The organism is Pseudoalteromonas sp. Z1A8 (genome assembly GCF_011378855.1).
Lineage (GTDB): Bacteria > Pseudomonadota > Gammaproteobacteria > Enterobacterales > Alteromonadaceae > Pseudoalteromonas.
In genome coordinates this window covers 1-18,547 of record NZ_WTLB01000019.1, presented here as the reverse complement: position 1 = coordinate 18,547, position 18,547 = coordinate 1, and the positions used below count along the sequence as shown (strand labels likewise).

The window sequence follows — 18,547 nt, the reverse complement described above, 5'->3', positions numbered from 1 at the left end:
TATTATTAAGAAAACAGGAGTGACACATGACTCAATCTTTCGATTTCAACAAAGCATTAGCTGAACTTCAAGCTGGTAAAGGTCTTACTGGCGAAGACGGTGTTCTAACACCCTTAATCAAACAACTCACCGAAGCGGCTCTTAAAGCCGAATTAGAGCAGCATCTACAATCTGAGACGCAAGTTAACCGTAAAAATGGTTCAACCAAAAAAACAGTTAAGTCATCCATAGGCCAATTCGAACTTGAAACGCCCAGAGACCGTTCAGGTTCGTTTGAACCTCAGCTTGTTAAAAAGAACCAAACTAAGTTAACGCCTGAAATTGATGAGAAAATCCTATCTATGTTTGCTTTAGGTATGAGCTATCGAGATATTCGAGGCCACATACAGGATATGTATGGCGTTGAAGTATCAGAGTCCACCATCACTGCCGTAACAGACCAGCTGATACCAGAGCTTAAAGCATGGCAAGCTCGCAGCTTAGATACGCTTTACCCGTTTATCTGGCTTGATGCCATTCACTATAAAGTTAAAGAAAATGGACGCTACGTGAGTAAGGCTATTTATACCGTGCTAGGTGTGAATATCGAGGGCCGAAAAGAGTTACTTGGTTTATATGTCTCTGAAAGTGAAGGGGCTAACTATTGGTTAGCAGTATTAACAGATTTACATAATCGTGGTGTATCCGATATTTTAATTGCCTGTGTTGATGGACTAAAAGGCTTCCCTGAAGCAATAGCAACAATCTACCCCGACGCCGAAGTGCAGGAGTGCGTCATTCATCAAATTCGTAATTCGATGAAGTACGTTGCTTCAAAGCACCAAAAAGAGTTTATGACTGACTTGAAACCCGTTTATAAGGCTGCCACTAAGGATGCAGCAGAAGCCGCTCTTGACGAATTAGATGCCAAATGGGGCAAGTTATACCCTATTGTTATCGCGTCTTGGCGTCGTAAATAGGGCAATCTGTCGGTTTATTTCAAGTATCCAGATTACGTGCGTAAAGCTATTTATACCACGAATGCGATTGAAGCTGTACATCGTCAGTTTAGGCGACTCACCAAGACTAAGGGAGGATTCCCTAATGAAAACAGCTTGATGAAACTATTGTATGCAGGCATATTAAATGCCTCAAAGAAATGGACAATGCCAATCCATAACTGGAATCTGACATTGTCGCAATTGGCCATCCACTTCGAAGGTAGGTTAGATGGTGTGCTAGATATTTAGCAATTTAGGCTGACACAGAATTCTGAACGCCCTCGCTTAAAAATCTGCGGCTACTTCAAACTCTAATCGTTTATCCGTAATTGGGTGAGTAAATGCTAAGTATTCTGCATGTAAATGTAATCTATCGGCTTTTTGTCCGTAATGTGTGTCGCCTATAATTGGCATGTTTAAACCTAAACTGTGCGCGCAATGTACTCTTAATTGATGAGTTCGCCCTGTTTTAGGGTATAACTGTAATCGGGTAATATTGTTATTACGCTCTAAAACCTGCCAGGTAGTAAGTGAAGGTTTTCCGTGTTTGTAACACACCATTTGGCGCGGTTTATCATCAAAGTCGAGCACTAAGGGTAAATCAATTACTCCGCTATCCTCAGCTACATTACCATTAACTAATGCCACATAACGCTTATCTATGGTGCGGTCAATAAACTGCTTTTGCAGTGCTTTGTGCACGCGTTTATTAAGTGCGATCATCAATAAGCCAGAAGTCGACATATCTAACCTGTGCACAATTAGCGGGCCTGAAGCCTCTGGAAATTGCGTTTTAATTCGCATATACACTGAGTCTTCAATATTTACGCCAGGCACCGATAAAAACTCAGCAGGCTTATTTACTACAAGTAAATCGTCATCTTTATAAACAATACTTAGATCTTTACCTTGTGCTGGGTTGATAAGTAGCGGGTTATCTTCAACGTTTAAGCCCTTTAACATGTGCCCAAGTATTGGTTGGCATTTGCTATAACAAGAAGGGTAGTAGTTTTTATGTTGCCTAATTGCTGATTTAGGCGCAGCTCCCCACCAAAATTCAGCCATTGCAAGTGGCTTTAAGTCATGTTTATAGGCGTATTGTAATAATTTAGGCGCTGCACAATCGCCAGCACCCGAAGGAGGAGTGTGCTCTGGTAGTGCTGCAAATATGGCATTTAAGTCTGTAACTTCGGCATTTGCATTTGAAAATTGGTACTGCGCAAATAACTTTTTTTGTAAGCTTTTAGAAAGCGTTTTACGGCGTTTTTTTAAATGAGCAATTTCATCAGTAATATTAGTGTGTGTTTGCTGTAATGATTCTATTATATTTTGCCAATAGGCTTTAAGTGCCAGTAGTTGCTTTTTTTCTACGATGCTTTGCCCTGCAAGCTTATTTTTTAACTGCTCAAAATCACTTTCGCTAAGCTCTAATTCGCCTTCGGTACGTTGTATTTTACGTTGCTGACGACCAGCTTGCATTACCGCCTGTTGAGCTAATAGCGCCTGCTGGTAACTGTGTGTTGCATCATCAAGTTTGCTATTAACTTCTAGTAGTTGTTCGCTATTTTCTAACTGCTCAATTTGAGCATTAATATCGTTAATTATTTTACTTTGAGCCAAATAGCTTTCGTCTTGTAATTGCATGCTAGAAACCGGCGGTACAAAGCTAATATTGCCTTTATCGTCTTCAATTTGCCCCGAGTAAGCACTTAAAAAGCCTAACTGTTGCTTAGCGTTTTGCACTACTAAAACCCCAAACATTTTACCGGCATTATCTGCTTTTAAATGCGTTAAAGTTTCAAGTTGTTGCTGTAATTGTTTAGTGGCTGCTACAGCTAATGGTTGCGGCTCGTAATAAAAAGGAAAAGTAAACTTTTCAGGAAGCGCGAGATCATCAATATTTTGAGAAAATAATGTAAAGCAAGAAGCAGAATTTGACATAGATATAAGAAAAGTATTCAGTAAAATAATTGAGCGCATAATAACATATTCATAGTTAAGCCACTAAAAATCTCGTACCCGCATATTCATAAACACTTTAAAGCGGACATTCATGTTTTATGTATCAGTATGGGGGTGCAACATACTTAGGCGTATGTTGGTAAAATCTCAGTAGTAATATATCTATCATTATCAAAATATCTAAGCTTATTGTTTCTCATTAATTGAGCGTATTTCGAAACGATAACTTACCGGGTAGATCAGAGACGAAAAATCAATTTACAGAATAACTGAATATTTAGGAGTTCTTTATTATGAGTCAAAATATCGCAAGTTTTATTACTAAAACCCTTGAACAAGCTGGCGTAAAACGTATTTGGGGAGTAACTGGCGATTCACTTAACGGCATTAGTGAAAGTCTGCGAAAAATGGGAACAATTGAATGGCTAGGCACTCGCCATGAAGAGGTTGCCGCATTTGCAGCCGGTGGCGAAGCGCATTTATCAGGCGAGCTTGCAGTGTGCGCGGGCTCATGTGGTCCTGGTAATCTTCATTTAATTAACGGCTTATTTGATTGTCAGCGTAATAATGTACCGGTATTAGCAATTGCTGCACACATTCCTTCATCTGAAATTGGTAGTAGTTATTTTCAAGAAACCCATCCGCAAGAATTATTTAAAGAATGCAGTGTGTATTGTGAAATGGTGTCGAGCCCCGAGCAAATGCCTTACCTGCTTGAAACGGCTATGCGACAAGCAATATTAAACAAAGGCGTGAGTGTACTTGTGCTACCTGGCGACATTGCATTAAAAGAGATGCCTAAAGCTATTAAGCCAAAATGGAACGTGCCAAAACCAGCAACGTATACTCCCGCTTTATCTGATATTGAAGTAATGGCGACTCATCTTAATAAAAGTAAAAAAGTAACCTTATTATGTGGTGCTGGTTGTAAGGATGCCCATGACGAAATTGTTGCGCTAGCCGAAAAATTACAAGCACCGATTGTGCACGCCATGCGTGGTAAAGAGTTTATTGAATACGACAATCCTTACGATGTTGGAATGACCGGATTTATTGGTTTTGCGTCGGGCTATCATGCAATGCAAGAAGCCGATACGTTACTTATGATTGGTACGAGCTTTCCTTATCGTGCATTTTATCCAGAAAATACCACCATATTGCAAATTGATAATCAGGCAGCATCATTTGGGCGACACGTGCAAATTGATTGTGGTGTATTAGGCGATACAAAAAATTCAGTAACCACACTGCTTGATTATATTAAAGGTGAGCGGACAAGTTCGCACTTACAAAAAAGTGTTAAAAATTACAAAGAGTCTCGACAAGATCTCGATGAACTTGCCAGTGGAAAAACGTCGCAAAATTTAATTCACCCGCAATATCTAACGCGTTTACTAAACGATAAAGCAGCAGACGATGCTGTTTTTACTTGTGATGTAGGTACGCCAACAGTGTGGGCTGCGCGTTATTTATCAATGAACGGTAAGCGCCGTTTAATTGGCTCGTTTAATCATGGCTCTATGGCAAATGCGATGTCGCAGGCAATGGGCGTTCAATCTGTAGATAGAGATCGCCAAGTCATTGCAATGTGTGGTGATGGCGGATTTTCCATGTTAATGGGTGATTTAATCTCGCTTAAACAGCTTAATTTACCTATCAAAATTGTTGTTTATAATAATCGCTCACTTAGTTTTGTGGCGATGGAAATGAAAGCCAGTGGGTTTTTATCAAGCGATACTGATTTAGAAAACCCAAGCTTTGCTAAAATTGCAGAGGCCTGTGGTTTAAAAGGGATTCATGTGGAGGACCCTGAAAAACTACCATCAGCAATGGACGAGATGATGGACCATTCAGGGCCTGTTGTTTTAGAAGTCGATACTGCAAAGCAAGAGCTTTCAATGCCGCCGCAAATCAAATTAGAGCAAGCAAAAGGCTTTAGTGTTTACATGATGAAAGCGTTAATAAACGGCAAAGGAAACGAAATTATAGAGCTTGCCAAAACTAACTGGTCACGCTAATTAAGTAATTTTCCTATTGAGCTGGTTAGCCCTTTAGGAAAATATGAATTAATAATATTAAGACTCCATTTGGAGTCTTATTACTTATTTTATGAACGTAAAAATAGGGCTTACAGGTAAGATTTTAAGTATTAAAGTAGATCATTAGATTGGCTATAAGAATGGTAAACTAATAGGGCATTACAGTTTAGCTGTTGAGTCAATTAAGTGTTTGTAAAAGTAGGTATAGAGCGTTGATTAAAATTGAAGACTTTTCTTTAGCATGGCGCTGGATTAGCGCATCCCATGGTGATTTTTCTAAAGATACATTAAACAAACTTATTCCGTTGAGTGAAGAGCAAGCAAGGGCATTAATTGCCACCACTCCCATTAACTTTCCGGTTGGCGCAAAAAGATTCGACTCCACAGAAGGAAATGAATTAACCCGCCAATGGTTAATAAGCTTAGTGAATGATTCGCAAACAGTAACAATTTGTTGGGATCAAGAAACAGCATTAACCCTTCCTTGGCTAACTTTTTGTGATCACTGGGATGATTTTTGCTATCCATCAAGTAATGATATAAATCTGTATTTAACCTGAACTCTGGTTAAGAGATTTACTAAAGTATTGAATCATAGTGATATTTAAATTTATTTTCTCTAGCCAGAGATTTTTAGTGAAAACAAGGCGAATTTACGCGTCAATAGCTGGTCTATTGCAAGTAAATTCAACGCAGTTAGCGCTGAAAATAGCTGCTTGAGATAGATTTATTATCCAGAAGTTCAGGTTATTTAGAAAGCGGCGAACTATTTTTACGCTGGAATCATTATGAGGTTTTTGAGTTTGACTCAAGTGCAATGTAATACTTAAAATTAAGTACTCGCTTTACTCAATCGAAGTAAAGCGAGTTATCAATATGATTTACAAACTCTTTTTAGGCGGTAGGGCTACGTTGGCAAATATTAGCCCTGCAACAAGCGACATAAATATTAAAAACGTTTGTTGACCAATGTGCTCTGCATATACAAAGTCTTGGCCTTCAATGAGCGAGTTTAAGCCAATATACGTTTTGCTACCCGGTACTAATACAATCAAGCCTTGCATAGCCACAATAGAGGCGGGCGCATTAGCAACGCGGTTAAACAAGTTACTAAATATACCTACCGATAAAGCACCCACAAACGTCCCTAATGTGTAATCAAGGTACATAGCCGAGCCAATACTGGTGCCATAAGCTATAAAGCCTGATGCAATAGACCAAACAGCATGCTTAAGTTTGGTTCTAAAAATAACTATTAAGCTGCTACAAAGTAAAAATATAGCTAGCCATGCGGTCCATTTTGGTAATGGCTCAGGTTGTACAAAGTCGGCTTGCCCAAAGAGTGCAAAGCCAATACCTATACCAATAAAACCGCCAAAATAAAGCTTAAACAACAGCATAAACGAGTCCATTACTCGCGCAGTTCCCGACACTAAATGCCGCGCTGCCAGCTCTGCTAAACCAAGCGCAAGTGCTAAACCGGGTATAAACACAATAATGGCTGAAAGTACCACCAAGCGTATGTTTATTTCGGGTGTTATATACACGCTCACTGCACACGCAAGTATTGCCGATATTATGGCCACTAATGGCTCAAGCATATGAGCTACGCGTTTTGAGCGACCCGACCAAAGCACAAACACATAAACCACTAAAGTAAGTAGCGATGACCAAATAACATCAGTCCAGCTAGTACCCATTAACATTGCAAACGCACCACCAGAGGTTGCAAACGCAACACCAGTAATAAGTTTATTGTATGGGTTTGGCATAACAAAAATAGCGTCTAGTTGCGCGTCAACTTCTTGTAAACTTAGCTTGTCGTCAAGCATTTGGTTTACAAGATCGTCGGTGTCGGCAAGTGAGCCTAAATCGTGATCGCCAGGGTCTACACGTGCAACATGGGTATACTCGTCTTCGTGGCCATCAGTCCAAATAACAAACGTTACAGAGGTTGGCGACATAACAAATGACGATTTAAGTCCTAAGTATGTAGCTACTTCCATTAGGTGAGCTTCTAAGCGGTAAGCAGGCGTACCATATTTATGAAGCATTTTACCCAATTTAACGATAAATTTGCGTTTTTCTGTAAAGGTTGCAGTTTTCAAATCTTTTTGGACCAAATATTGCGATAACTAAGCTAAAAATATAGACAATACAGCTAAAACTGCCCACGTTTGATGGGCGCGATTTTAAACACTAATTGGTGTGTGTCTAGTCATTTTTAATCTAATTTTTTATTTTTTTCAGCTATCCATTGCGACATGTATTGAGTGCTGCGCATTGTATGATGTTTGAGCATTTGGCCTGTGAAGTTTTTTTCGCGATGGGCGTTTAAATCGCTACTTATTGAATCAACTTTTTTAATTAACGCAGCGCTTAATTGGGTTTTGTTGTACAGCGTATTAAGGAGTGTATTGCCATCTTGCTGCGCTTGAACAAAGTCACTTTGATTGGTGTACATTTCAATGGCTGCACTTGCAAAATCATCAGCTGTGTTGGCTATTTTACCAGGCCATGGTAAATCGTTATGCATGCCCTCTGCGCCAATATTGGTGGTAACGCTGGGTGTTTGCATAATCATGGCTTCAAGTAATTTACCTTTAATGCCTGCACCAAAGCGAAGTGGCGCTAAACATACGCGTGCGCTTTGCATTACATCAAACGCATTGTCGGCCCAGCCTTTTATTAAAAACCCTGTTTTAGGGTTGTTAAGAGCCGTGGCTTTTGGTGGTGGGTATGAGCCATAAATATGTAGCTCTGCTTTTGGTAGTTGCTTGCGAATAAGTGGCCATATTTTTTGTAGGTAAAGTACAGCATCCCAGTTTGGTGCGTGTCTAAAGTTACCTATGGTCATAAAGTGCTGGCGCTGCTCAAACGTTTTTGTACTTGTAGGTAGTGAGCTTAAATCAACCATAAACGGTAAATGGTGTAATAAGCTTGGCTCTATTTTAAATACACTGTTTAGTAGGCTCATTTCATAACTTGAAATAATTAAGCTTAGGTCGCAGCGCAAAATAGCGGCAATTTCGCGTTTTGCTATGTCTGAGTGTAAATCGCTGGTTGTAAATTCACGCTCAGCTTTAAATGCTTCGTGGCGAGCGTTACGCAGGCATTGTAAATCTTCGGTATCTAAAATTTTAACTGCATGAGGGCAATGTTTATCAACACGCCAGCCAAACTGTTCTTCCATCATAAAACGGTCAAACATTACTATATCTGGATTGTAGGCTTTAACGTATTCGTCAAAGCTATCGCAGTTTAGTGCAATGCTTTGGCTCGTTATGCCAAAGTCGTCAAGGTTTACCATGTGGTCGGTACGCTGCGCAGGCGTTGCAAATTCAACGTTCCAGTTTTGCGCTCTAAATGCATTTAATAACGACATCATGTGCGTTCCCGCAGCAGACGAATTTGGCTCTGGCCATACGTAGCCAATTACCAGCACTTTTTTCATTGGCTAGAATCCCTAATTTGTAAGTTTACATTTACCAGTGTTTTTACTGGCGGGGCTGTATTTTGTAGTAGCTCTTGCAGTATTAAAAGGCACCGCTTGGCTATATCAGTTGTACTTATAGCAACGGTGGTTAAATTGTTATCTATAACCGCGCTATTAGGAATATGGTGGCAACTCACTACTTTAATAGAGTGATGTGTTAATGAGTTAATAGCGGCAATAACACCTTGAGCAATTATATCGTTTGCACACACCACTGCGTTTAATGTGGGGTTGTGTTTATACGCTTCTATAAAGGCATGCTTAGCGCTAAGAGCTGTGTTTACTTCGCAGTGAATGGGCGCAAATGGTGTAATGCTATGCTGCGCGCACGCTGTATTAAAGCCACTTTGCACTGCTTGTGAATCACTTAAAGTAAGTTCACTGCCTATAAATGCAATATCTGTCACGCCTTGTGCGAGCAAATGCATGCTGGCTACATGGCTGGCTTTTTTATAGTCGGGTAATATACAAGGAGCTGAGCTAAAGGGCACTTCACTCATAAGAGTAATGACTTTGTGTTGTGCGCTGAGCGTATCAAGCCATTGGGCGCACGTATTAGCAACAGGGCAAACAATAAATGCCGCAGCGTTGTATTCTTTTAAGTTTTTAACTGCGTTTGCTTGTAGTTCAAGGCTGTTATTACTGTTTACAATCATGGCTTGTAAGCCATTTTCGTTTAACAAAAGTTGTAGGCTGGTAGCAAGTTGCGCCATAGTTGGGTTTGTTAAATCATTTATAACTATGGCCACTAAGTTAGAACGCTTTGAGCGCATTGCAGCGGCATCACGATTATAAACGTAACCTAGCTCATCAATCGCTTTTAGTATTTTTTGTTTACTTTTATTGCCCACTTTATCGCTTTGGGTAAGCACCAACGATACGGTTGATTTTGATACACCAGCACGCTTTGCAACATCAAAAATAGTGACGGATTTAGCTTTGTTATGCATTGTATTTTAAGTACCGCAGTGGTGAATAAATAGCGCTGTAGTTTAGCTTAATCAGCACTATTAAGTCATCTTTTAGAGGTGTTTAACTTACCTTAATACTTTATGAACAAAGCAAAACGTGTTTATATACGTCTATAAGAGTAAAAAATAACAAAAGGATAAAAACATGAGCGCTTTTAGGCTGTTAGTTGCCTTTATTTGTTGTGCGGCATTAGTGCCAACAAGTTACGCAGAGCAAGGGTATCAAACCCCGTCACCTGAGCTTGCCGCTTTGGTTGATGCTAAGTTAGCACCCACTAGTTACTTATCGAGCGATGGCCAGTGGCTAGCGCTATTTGAACGTAAACGCGTAGTAACCCTTGATGAACTTGCAAAAGAAGAGCTTAAGCTTGCGGGTATTAAGCTAAACCCCGCTAATTTTTCGCGCTCTCGTGTGAGTGCCAAATTTAGTGCGGTGGAGCTAAAGCACGTGCAAAGCGGCACGGTTATTAGCATTAATAACTTACCTAATGGCATTATTCGCTCGCCTAAATGGTCATCTAACAGTAAATATTTAGCCTTTGTTGTTGAGCAACCAACCCAAGCCAACTTATGGCTTTACAGCGTTGAAACCAAACAAGCAAAAGAGCTTTCAAGCGCTGCATTAAATTCGGTACTAACATCATCACCTTATAAATGGCTACCAGATAGCAGCGCCATAGTTGCAAACCTCGCTGTTAATTTTGGCAAGCCTAGGCTTGAAAATAACAGCCAAAGTGTAGTGCCAGTTATTCAACAAAGTACTGGCGAAAAAGCACCAGCACGTACTTACCAAAATTTATTAACCAGCCCGTTTGATGAAGCGCAATTTAAGTTTTACGGCCAAGGGCAATTAGCTTACGTAACACTTGATGGCAATACACAAGCAATAGGTAGTCCTTCTTTATTTAAATCGTTTTCGGTGTCACCTGATTCTACCAATATTTTAGTTGCCGGTATTAATGAACCGTTTTCGTATCAAGTGCCTTACAGCCGATTTGCAAGCACATGGCAAATATGGGGTATGCGCGGCTATGCATTAGCAGAGCTGGCAAAACAGCCACTTGCCGATAATATTCCGCAAGGTTATGACAGTGTTCGCACTGGCCGCCGCGATTTTGAATGGCGAGCCGATCAAGGCGCTGAGGTTATTTGGGCCGAGGCGCAAGATGGCGGAGACATGAAAACCGACGTTGAGCATCATGATTATGTTTACAGCTTACGTGCACCCTTTAAACGCGAGCCTAAATTATTTGCCAAAGTAGAACGCCGTTATTCTGGTATTGAGTGGGGCAACGAAAACGTAGCCATGCTGACAGACTGGCGCTTTAGCGATCGCCAAGTTCGTACTTACATAGTGCAACCACGAGATGCCGACAGAAACCGCGTTTTATTTTCAGAGCGTAGTTATAACGATGCGTATAAAGACCCTGGTAATGCAATTTACGAGCGCAACGATTTAGGCGCAAACGTTATTAAAATTGTAGGTGGGCGTTATATTTACCTGCGTGGTAATGGCGCATCAGAGCAAGGCAATGTGCCTTTTTTAGATCAATACGATGTTAAAACAAATAGCAGCAAGCGATTATGGCAATCAGAAGCGCCGTATTACGAACGTGTACGTGCACTGCTTGACGACGAAGGTGAGCGATTTATTACTATTCGTGAATCTAAAACTGAGCAACCTAACTTTTTTATACGCGATTTAGGCAACGACACGCTAACACAGCTAACTACATTTGCTCACCCATACCCTGCATTTAAAGGCGTAACTAAAGAGCAATTACGTTATAAACGCGACGACGGTGTTGAGCTTTCGGGCACGCTTTATTTACCACCAGGGTACGATAAAACACAAGGCCCATTACCTGTGCTTATGTGGGCTTACCTACTTGAATACAAAGATAAAGCCGTAGCATCGCAAGTACGCGAATCGCCTTATGCATTTACCTACATTGGCTACTGGGGCCCAATGCCTTACCTTGCCAAAGGGATTGCTGTGTTTGACGACCCTAAAATGCCAATTGTAGGTATTGATGGCAGCGAGCCAAACGATAATTTTAGAAAGCAGTTAGTATCAAGCGCGCAAGCCGCTGTAGATGTATTAGTTAAAAAAGGTATTGCCGATAAAGATAAAATTGCCATAGCAGGGCACTCATACGGTGCATTTATGGTTGCTAACTTACTTGCTCACACTGATTTATTTAAAACGGGTATTGCCCGTAGCGGCGCGTATAACCGCACATTAACGCCGTTTGGTTTTCAAGGAGAAGAGCGTGATTTTTGGCAAGCACAAAGTGTTTACGCTAATATGTCGCCGTTTTTCCATGCTGAAAAAATTAACGAGCCAATGCTAATGATCCACGGTCAAGAGGATCCTAATTCGGGTACTTTCCCAATGCAAAGCGAGCGCATGTACGCTGCACTTAAAGGGCTAGGTAAAGACGTGCGTTTAGTCATGCTCCCTTACGAGGCACATGGTTACCGCGCACGTAAAAGCTTATTACATGTATTGTGGGAACAAGAACAATGGTTAGATAAGTATTTGTTAAATGATACAGCAGAGCCAGTAGAAGTAATTACCGAACCAGTGACAAGTGCAGGCGAATAGATGCTTACACATACACAGAGGTGCAAGAAGCTCCACCCTCAATCTCACGGCACTTTCCCAATGCAGAGTGAGCGCATGTACGCTGCACTTAAAGGGCTTGGTAAAGACGTGCGTTTAGTCATGCTCCCCTACGAGGCACATGGTTACCGCGCACGTAAAAGCTTATTACACGTACTGTGGGAACAAGAGCAGTGGCTAGATAAGTATTTGTTAAATGATACAGCAGAGCCAGTAGAGGTCATTACTGAACCCGTGGTAAGTACTGGGCAATAGTAATAAACATGAGTAAGCAACAGCGCGGCTACTTATAGCCGCGTTTTTGCCTTTTATATAAGAGTAAATTAATGATTGATGTAGCAGCACTTGCGGTTTTTATTCCTACCTTCTTTTTTGTGTCTATAACGCCAGGTATGTGTATGACGCTAGCCATGACACTCGGTATGAGCATTGGCGTGCGCCGCACATTATGGATGATGATAGGTGAGCTGCTAGGCGTAGCAACCGTTGCCATAGCTGCGGTATTAGGCGTTGCAAGCATCATGCTAAATTACCCAGATGCGTTCGCTATTTTAAAATGGGTAGGCGGTGCATACTTAATTTATATTGGCGTTAACATGTGGCGAGCCAAAGGCAAAATGTCGGTCGATACCTCAAAGCCAAGTGACGTAAGTAGGCAATCACTATTTACGCAAGGTTTTGTAACCGCAATTGCTAACCCTAAAGGGTGGGCGTTTATGATTTCACTACTGCCGCCGTTTATTAGTGTTGAGCATGCTGTAGCCCCTCAGCTTTTAGTATTGCTTGGTGTAATAATGGTCAGCGAATTTGTATGCATGTTAGCTTACGCAACAGGTGGTAAAAGCCTACGTTTATTTTTAGCCCGTGGCGATAACATCAAATGGATGAACCGAATAGCAGGCAGCTTAATGGCTGTAGTAGGTGTGTGGTTAGCATTGGGCTAATTATTAAGGTTCTCTAATTAATATAACAACCCTAACTTATATTAGGGTTGTTATGAAACGCTTATTTATCTAGCGCTTTAAGCTCATCAGTTGTTGTTTTTAATCTGAACTCACGATAAAGCATATCTTCATCATTAGGGCTTAAATTCTTTCCTGACGTTTCGATTAATTTATCAAATAAAGGCTTAGTATTTTCCATAGTTACAAGCGCACATAACTGCTTCTTTCCATCTAAGCGAGCAAAACCAATTTCTTTAGCAATAGCTCCTACTAAACTTTGCTCAGCTACCTGTTTACTTATTTGAGTAAATGATGAATTAGTCGTCGTTGAGTCTTGCTGTTGAGATTGTTTGTTTATTAGTGTATCCATTACTTGCGCTTTAGCACTAATTTGAGTTGCTAGATCTGCACGTGCATTGGCAATAGCTTGTGCTCTACTTGCAGCCATATTTCCTGTCCACACTACACAGCTAGATGAAGCCAAACCGCCCTCGGGTGCTGTAGGTTGTAAAACCCAGCTTGGAACAGAATCGTTTTCAGCAAGAGGTTGAGACTGTTGTGGCGTTGTACCACATGCTGTAATAACTCCAGCAACTGCCAATATTAAAAGTTTATTTCGCATGATTTACTTCCTTATTGTTTAGGTTCCATTGTTCTAAGTTTTTTTGATATTGAATATCTAATTTACTTACCTTTTGTAAATACTTTTTTGTTTCGTCGTACGGTAAATTACTTACAAGTTGCGCGTACACACCTTCGCTATCTAATTGGTTTATTAAGACTACCGCTTTATTTATATTCGTACTTTTATTTAAGTTAAATGCCTTGGCTACATTACCAGCGCCAGTATTATAAGCTGCAATGGCACAATATCTTCGGCTTATAGGATTATTAATTTTGCGCAAATATCGGGTAGTTAAAATATCTAAGTATCCGGCACCGTAAGTTATATTAGTTTTCGGGTCGAATAACTCTTTAGCTGTTGGGGCTATATCTTTTTTAAATTGTCTGCGAGCAACATCTAAGCCTGCTGAATTTGGCACTATTTGCATTAATCCAAACGCTGGAATATGCGATTTTGCATTAGGATCAAATGACGACTCAGCATGTGAAATAGCTAATAGTAAAGATAATTGGTCTTTAGAAAATTGGCTGTAATAAGTAACAAAAGGTGCTACTTTTTTTTGTAGATAAGTATCGGGTAAAGCGAAAGTATGCGACTTAATGCGTTTGTAGGTAAGGTTTTGTTTTTTTGTTTTTTTAAGCGCATTGTTTAACTTACTAATACGTTGTTTTTTTTCTTTGGTAAGTTGCTCTTTTTGGGTATCAATTTGTGCTTTAGGTAATTGCTCGTTTTTATCTAAACTACTCAATGATTGCTCATGTTGAAAAGTAATTTCATTAATTAACGCGACTTCACTTTCATGTTCGTCTGGCTGTGCTTTTATATCAACTTTTGCTGTTTTTACTGCTTTATCGAGTAAGCTAGGGCTCTTAAAAATATCAGTTAGAACTGGCGATAATTTAACATTATTTAACAGTTGATTTGTTGCTAATAATTCTTCTTGAGAACTTTCTTTTAGCCCTGCTTCATTTGAGTCTTCAAGTGTTTGTACAGTCACTGTCGAATTTTGTTCATCAATAATAATACGTGTTTTTTTATCCGCACTATATTCAACACGCTCTAATAATGAACTTTGTATTGGTTTTGACCAGTTTTGCAATAATCCATCTCTAAATTTATCGTATTCCTCGAGATATGCTTGTCTGAATGCTTGATATTCCAACTGATGATCGTTTTTAAAAGTGGTCTGTTTTACAAGTTGCTGTTTTTTAAATTCTTCAAACGTCGGCGTTGTAGCCCCGCTGTAAGCACTAAATAAAGCAAAAAATAATAAAGTGTGACGCATTTTTTATCCTTAAAAATAAGCGTTAAATTCATACTTGGTCAGTAATGAATCAGAGATGTATTCACTAGATAGCTCAGAAACTGCATAAAATGTAGCCGCAGTGTTAGCAAGTATCTCGGTTGTTTTAGCTAAGGCTTTTTCATCGTCTTGAGTAAGCATTAACTCATCAAGTTTAAATAAAGCTTTTTGCGTTTCATCAAGTAATGGTGCGTAGTTACTAAAGCCAACGCTAAGGTTCAAAAACATACCTTGAGCATTTAACTGCTTTGACTGCATATAATATTTAATATTATGAGAATCAAAATAAAATTCGTTACTTGATTTTATAACATCGCTTAGACTATTAACTCTGAGCATTTTTTTATTAAAAGGAATTAAGGGGGTAAACTCCGGTACCATAGCTTTATCGTATTTTAAGCTGTGCACAGCGATGCCAACTATACGAGTATTTTTATTAATAAGTGTGAGTAAATATTTCGTATTTTTGTAATACCTATATTCGTAATCAGCATTCAAAGATGATGTTTTAATTACTTGCGGAATACCTATTTTTTTTTCAGCGTAAGGTAAATAGTTGCCAATATCTAGCGCAGTAATCTTTTTTTCTTCGATTTGGTTCGTAAAGTGAGTAACGAATCCGTCGTACCCTTCAATTATGAGTGCTTTACTATCGGCCCAATTTCCAAGACCCATTAAAGTAACCATAAGTAAAATAAAGTAACCTTTCAATTTAGCTAACAAAGATTTATTTTCTTCAGTGTTAGCCTCAGGCTCTAAGTTATTTCCTACAGACATTTTCATCCTTAAAATATAGTTTATCAGTGTTAAATATAATTGTTTAAAACATGGCTTAACATAATCGCTAATAAGAATCGATTGCAGTATTTTTTAACTTTACAATGCTATTTATTAAATTAGTTGTGCTGTCTTGATTTGCTAAATGAGTTAGCTCGGTTTTTGAGCGTTTAGAGTAGCTCAAACCTTTTCCTTCAAAACGTTGTTGCCAAATAGACTTTTTGCTTTGTGTATCTATTTGAAGTTTTAACTGTGTAATCACAAGTTTACTTTGTGCTTTTATTATCGAGTTTTTAACTAAATAGGTCACTTCGCAAGCCGAGTTTGTTAATTTATATCCATGCTGTAAAAGTTGCTCAGTTAATAACTCTGTAAGTTGAGAGCTATTTTCGCCCGTTACTTTTAAGCAACTATTTTTTGCGCCTAGCATCGCTTGTTGTTGTTTTATTTTTTCTTGTTGGCCTTCTTCAAGATCGGCTTTACTAATTGAAATAGCTGCATATACAGTACAGTTAATAGGGTCTACATAACGATCATATACTTTTGCGCTTTTTAATAGCTGATTGGTTTGAGACTCAATTACCGATTTGTAATCAGAATGGCTTACTGTGCTTGATGAGGTGTTTTTAATTATTTCTTTCACTGAAATATCAGTGTTTAGTAATTTTGCGAGCTCTTCACGAGCATTTTTAGCTGACCGACGTTCATCAATTGTTTTTAAACCAGAGCATTGTGAGGAGCCTGAACTAGCTAATTTTTCATCATCAACAATATCGATTCCTACCCACTTAGGTTGGGTATTTTTTGAATAGTATGAACTGCAACTACAATGTGATGCTGCATTAGTAAAAAAAGGGCTTAATGCTATAGCCGCTAATAGTAGTGAGAGTATTCTAGTAGTCATAGTTTCACCAATAGCAATAAGGCCTAACAAAAAGATGATAGGCCTTAACTTAAATTATAAACGGTTTGAGGTTGTTGCTAGAGTTAGCTTTGCGTTATCAGATTCACGCTCAGTAACTCTTACTTGGCCTTCAATAACAAACTTAAGTTCGTCAACATCTAATGTTAAGTTGCTCGCTTTATCATAATACGCTTTTGCTAATTCTAAATCGTTTGCTCTTTCTGCACACAGACCATTGTTATAGTTTATCGCTAATGATTCTGAATATTGGCTTTGGGCTTTGGCAAAGATTTTACAAGCGTTATCAGGCATGTCTTTTTCTGCAAACTCAATAGCTAGGTCTAATAACTCTTCTGCCTTATCAGTTAAATCTGAATCATCAGATTCCATTAATTCTATGTTTTTAGTTACTTGGTGTGGTGCAACATCTTGTTTTAATTCTTCTATTACAGCAGCGAGGGCTTTGCCTCTTAGCACTGAATCAGATGGATGAGGGTCGTCACCTTTACATACTTTACTACTAGATTGGTGTGAATATTGTTTAGTAAAAATAATTTGCCCTGTTTCTACAGATACAGCCTTAGGCATAAAGTATACTTTCGCAATTTTTTCTGAGCATTGAACCGTTACTTCTCTAGATTTTTCACACTTGTACCATTTATCACCTTTTTGTATACATTCACTGTCTTTTTCGTAGTAAGTAGAGGTGTCTACATCTGCTGTGTAACTAGCAGTGACAAGTGTATCTGCACCTGTAAGTTTACCTAAGCGGGTTCTATTTTTTGAGTTAGTGATATCGCTTTCATTGAACCGTTGTTGCTCTATAATTTTACTAAGCGAAGTTTTATCAACAAAGGTGAAGTAAGATTGGCCATTCACACGAATGCTTGAAAGATTTGTTTCAATTATACTTGTAGCCGCGCTTCTGTTACTTGAAATAACCGCAATACGTTTCATTTTCTCAGTGCCGCTTTCTTTTGCCGCTTCTGTATAAATAATAGGTAATTTAGCCGTTGTGAGGGAGTTATTTAAACTAGTAATACCTTTGTTAAGAGTGTCAGTAACTACACAGCCAGAAAGCATTATGCTTGATATTAAAGCGATTTTTATTCCCTTTATCATCTAATTAGTCCTTTATTAAGTTAGCGTTCATTTAAAGTGTTTTTAACATTTGTTACTGTGAGGGTCAACCATATAGATGAATATATACTTTTAAATAAGCCTTTATTCTTATTTTTAGATGAGTATATTACAGTTAATTAACTTAGAAAGCCCAAAATAAAGTTAGTAAGAAACTACAGTTAATAATCAGATTTATTAATTCATTATTTGTAAAACAGTTTGGCCTTATAGTTGGTTGACATTGTCAATCAATTTGCTATGGTAGACTTTGTCATCTAATTTAAAGCCTAAGGTATGCCTAAATGAGTACTCCTGTAACCGTAAATCTAGCACTAGTTGAGCCTAAAAAAACGCCTCTTATTTATAAAATACTGGTTATGGTAAGTATTATCACTCTAATCGGCGGTACTCTAACTGGCATTATGACTTATGTGAATGTGGGTGTTACAGAGCATTTTTATGCCGACTGGTTTACCTCGTTTATAAGTGCAGTATTAGTTATGACGCCTGTTGGTTTTGTAATGATAACCTTAATGCATAAGCTAGTTAATAAGTTATTACTTAGGGCGTATTGACCTTTAGTGGTTGAATTTGCAGCAGTGTGTTTGATTTTTAGGCAAGGTAGAGCCTATGTAGTGTGGTTATTCCCCATAAATAGGCGATAACGCAGCATAAATACCAAACATGCGCTGCCCGAAGGGTTCTTTCTAGGGACTATTCATAGGTTGGATCTTAAGGAATAAAACTTGAAAACATGCTCTGAATTTGATCTGATAGTAATCGCCAAACCACTATCTA

General features: G+C 38.9%; 15 protein-coding genes and 1 pseudogene. 7 read left to right on the top strand and 9 right to left on the bottom strand.

Annotated elements, in window-relative coordinates:
• The first annotated feature begins 26 nt into the window (after positions 1-26).
• Positions 27-1,229: pseudogene (locus tag GQR55_RS09315) on the top strand (IS256 family transposase).
• 36 nt (positions 1,230-1,265) lie between these two features.
• On the opposite strand, the gene GQR55_RS09310 reads toward GQR55_RS09315, so the two are convergent.
• Positions 1,266-2,921, bottom strand: coding sequence for an RluA family pseudouridine synthase (locus tag GQR55_RS09310; RefSeq protein ID WP_166420403.1), 1,656 nt, complete (start codon positions 2,919-2,921; stop codon positions 1,266-1,268).
• A gap of 314 nt (positions 2,922-3,235) precedes the next feature.
• Here GQR55_RS09310 and poxB point away from each other — a divergent pair, with 314 nt between their 5' ends.
• Together poxB and GQR55_RS09300 are read left to right on the top strand one after the other, a co-directional pair.
• On the top strand, positions 3,236-4,960 hold the full coding sequence (gene poxB, locus GQR55_RS09305; protein ID WP_166420361.1) for a ubiquinone-dependent pyruvate dehydrogenase: 1,725 nt from the start codon (positions 3,236-3,238) through the stop codon (positions 4,958-4,960).
• A 233-nt stretch (positions 4,961-5,193) separates the two neighbouring features.
• Positions 5,194-5,541 (top strand): hypothetical protein, encoded by a 348-nt coding sequence (locus GQR55_RS09300; RefSeq protein WP_166420360.1) that lies wholly within the window; start codon positions 5,194-5,196, stop codon positions 5,539-5,541.
• Positions 5,542-5,862: 321 nt separating this feature from the next.
• Here GQR55_RS09300 and GQR55_RS09295 read toward each other — a convergent pair whose 3' ends face one another.
• The 3 genes from GQR55_RS09295 to GQR55_RS09285 all read right to left on the bottom strand — a co-directional run bounded on the left by GQR55_RS09295 (position 5,863) and on the right by GQR55_RS09285 (position 9,427).
• Positions 5,863-7,089, bottom strand: a complete 1,227-nt coding sequence (locus GQR55_RS09295) for a threonine/serine exporter family protein (RefSeq protein ID WP_166420359.1) — start codon at positions 7,087-7,089, stop codon at positions 5,863-5,865.
• 116 nt (positions 7,090-7,205) lie between these two features.
• Complete coding sequence (locus GQR55_RS09290; protein ID WP_166420358.1) at positions 7,206-8,435, bottom strand: glycosyltransferase; 1,230 nt, start codon at positions 8,433-8,435, stop codon at positions 7,206-7,208.
• The gene (locus GQR55_RS09285) at positions 8,432-9,427 is read right to left on the bottom strand and encodes a LacI family DNA-binding transcriptional regulator (RefSeq protein WP_166420357.1); all 996 of its coding nucleotides are present in this window, start codon (positions 9,425-9,427) and stop codon (positions 8,432-8,434) included. The genes GQR55_RS09290 and GQR55_RS09285 overlap by 4 nt, the downstream gene beginning before the upstream one ends.
• 166 nt (positions 9,428-9,593) lie before the next feature.
• Between GQR55_RS09285 and GQR55_RS09280 the strand changes: the two genes are divergently transcribed.
• From GQR55_RS09280 to GQR55_RS09270, 3 genes are all read left to right on the top strand, one after another.
• Entirely contained in the window at positions 9,594-12,056 is a 2,463-nt protein-coding gene (locus GQR55_RS09280; protein WP_166420356.1) for a prolyl oligopeptidase family serine peptidase, read from the top strand.
• On the top strand, positions 12,057-12,329 hold the full coding sequence (locus GQR55_RS09275; RefSeq protein ID WP_166420355.1) for a hypothetical protein: 273 nt from the start codon (positions 12,057-12,059) through the stop codon (positions 12,327-12,329).
• Positions 12,330-12,400: 71 nt separating this feature from the next.
• Entirely contained in the window at positions 12,401-13,018 is a 618-nt protein-coding gene (locus GQR55_RS09270) for a LysE family translocator (protein WP_166420354.1), read from the top strand.
• Between the two features lie 61 nt (positions 13,019-13,079).
• On the opposite strand, the gene GQR55_RS09265 is transcribed toward GQR55_RS09270, so the two are convergent.
• From GQR55_RS09265 to GQR55_RS09245, 5 genes are all read right to left on the bottom strand, one after another.
• Complete coding sequence (locus GQR55_RS09265) at positions 13,080-13,640, bottom strand: LPP20 family lipoprotein (RefSeq protein ID WP_166420353.1); 561 nt, start codon at positions 13,638-13,640, stop codon at positions 13,080-13,082.
• Complete coding sequence (locus tag GQR55_RS09260; protein WP_166420352.1) at positions 13,630-14,928, bottom strand: transglycosylase SLT domain-containing protein; 1,299 nt, start codon at positions 14,926-14,928, stop codon at positions 13,630-13,632. The genes GQR55_RS09265 and GQR55_RS09260 overlap by 11 nt, the downstream gene beginning before the upstream one ends.
• Before the next feature lie 9 nt (positions 14,929-14,937).
• The gene (locus GQR55_RS09255; protein WP_166420351.1) at positions 14,938-15,723 is read right to left on the bottom strand and encodes an ETEC_3214 domain-containing protein; all 786 of its coding nucleotides are present in this window, start codon (positions 15,721-15,723) and stop codon (positions 14,938-14,940) included.
• Positions 15,724-15,790: 67 nt separating this feature from the next.
• Positions 15,791-16,627, bottom strand: coding sequence for a TonB-dependent receptor (locus tag GQR55_RS09250; RefSeq protein WP_231615040.1), 837 nt, complete (start codon positions 16,625-16,627; stop codon positions 15,791-15,793).
• A 54-nt stretch (positions 16,628-16,681) separates the two neighbouring features.
• Positions 16,682-17,749: a hypothetical protein gene (locus GQR55_RS09245; protein ID WP_166420349.1), complete on the bottom strand. Its 1,068-nt coding sequence runs from the start codon at positions 17,747-17,749 to the stop codon at positions 16,682-16,684.
• A gap of 302 nt (positions 17,750-18,051) precedes the next feature.
• On the opposite strand from GQR55_RS09245, the gene GQR55_RS09240 reads away from it, so the two are divergent.
• Complete coding sequence (locus tag GQR55_RS09240; RefSeq protein WP_240916839.1) at positions 18,052-18,324, top strand: DUF2798 domain-containing protein; 273 nt, start codon at positions 18,052-18,054, stop codon at positions 18,322-18,324.
• Positions 18,325-18,547: the final 223 nt, after the last annotated feature.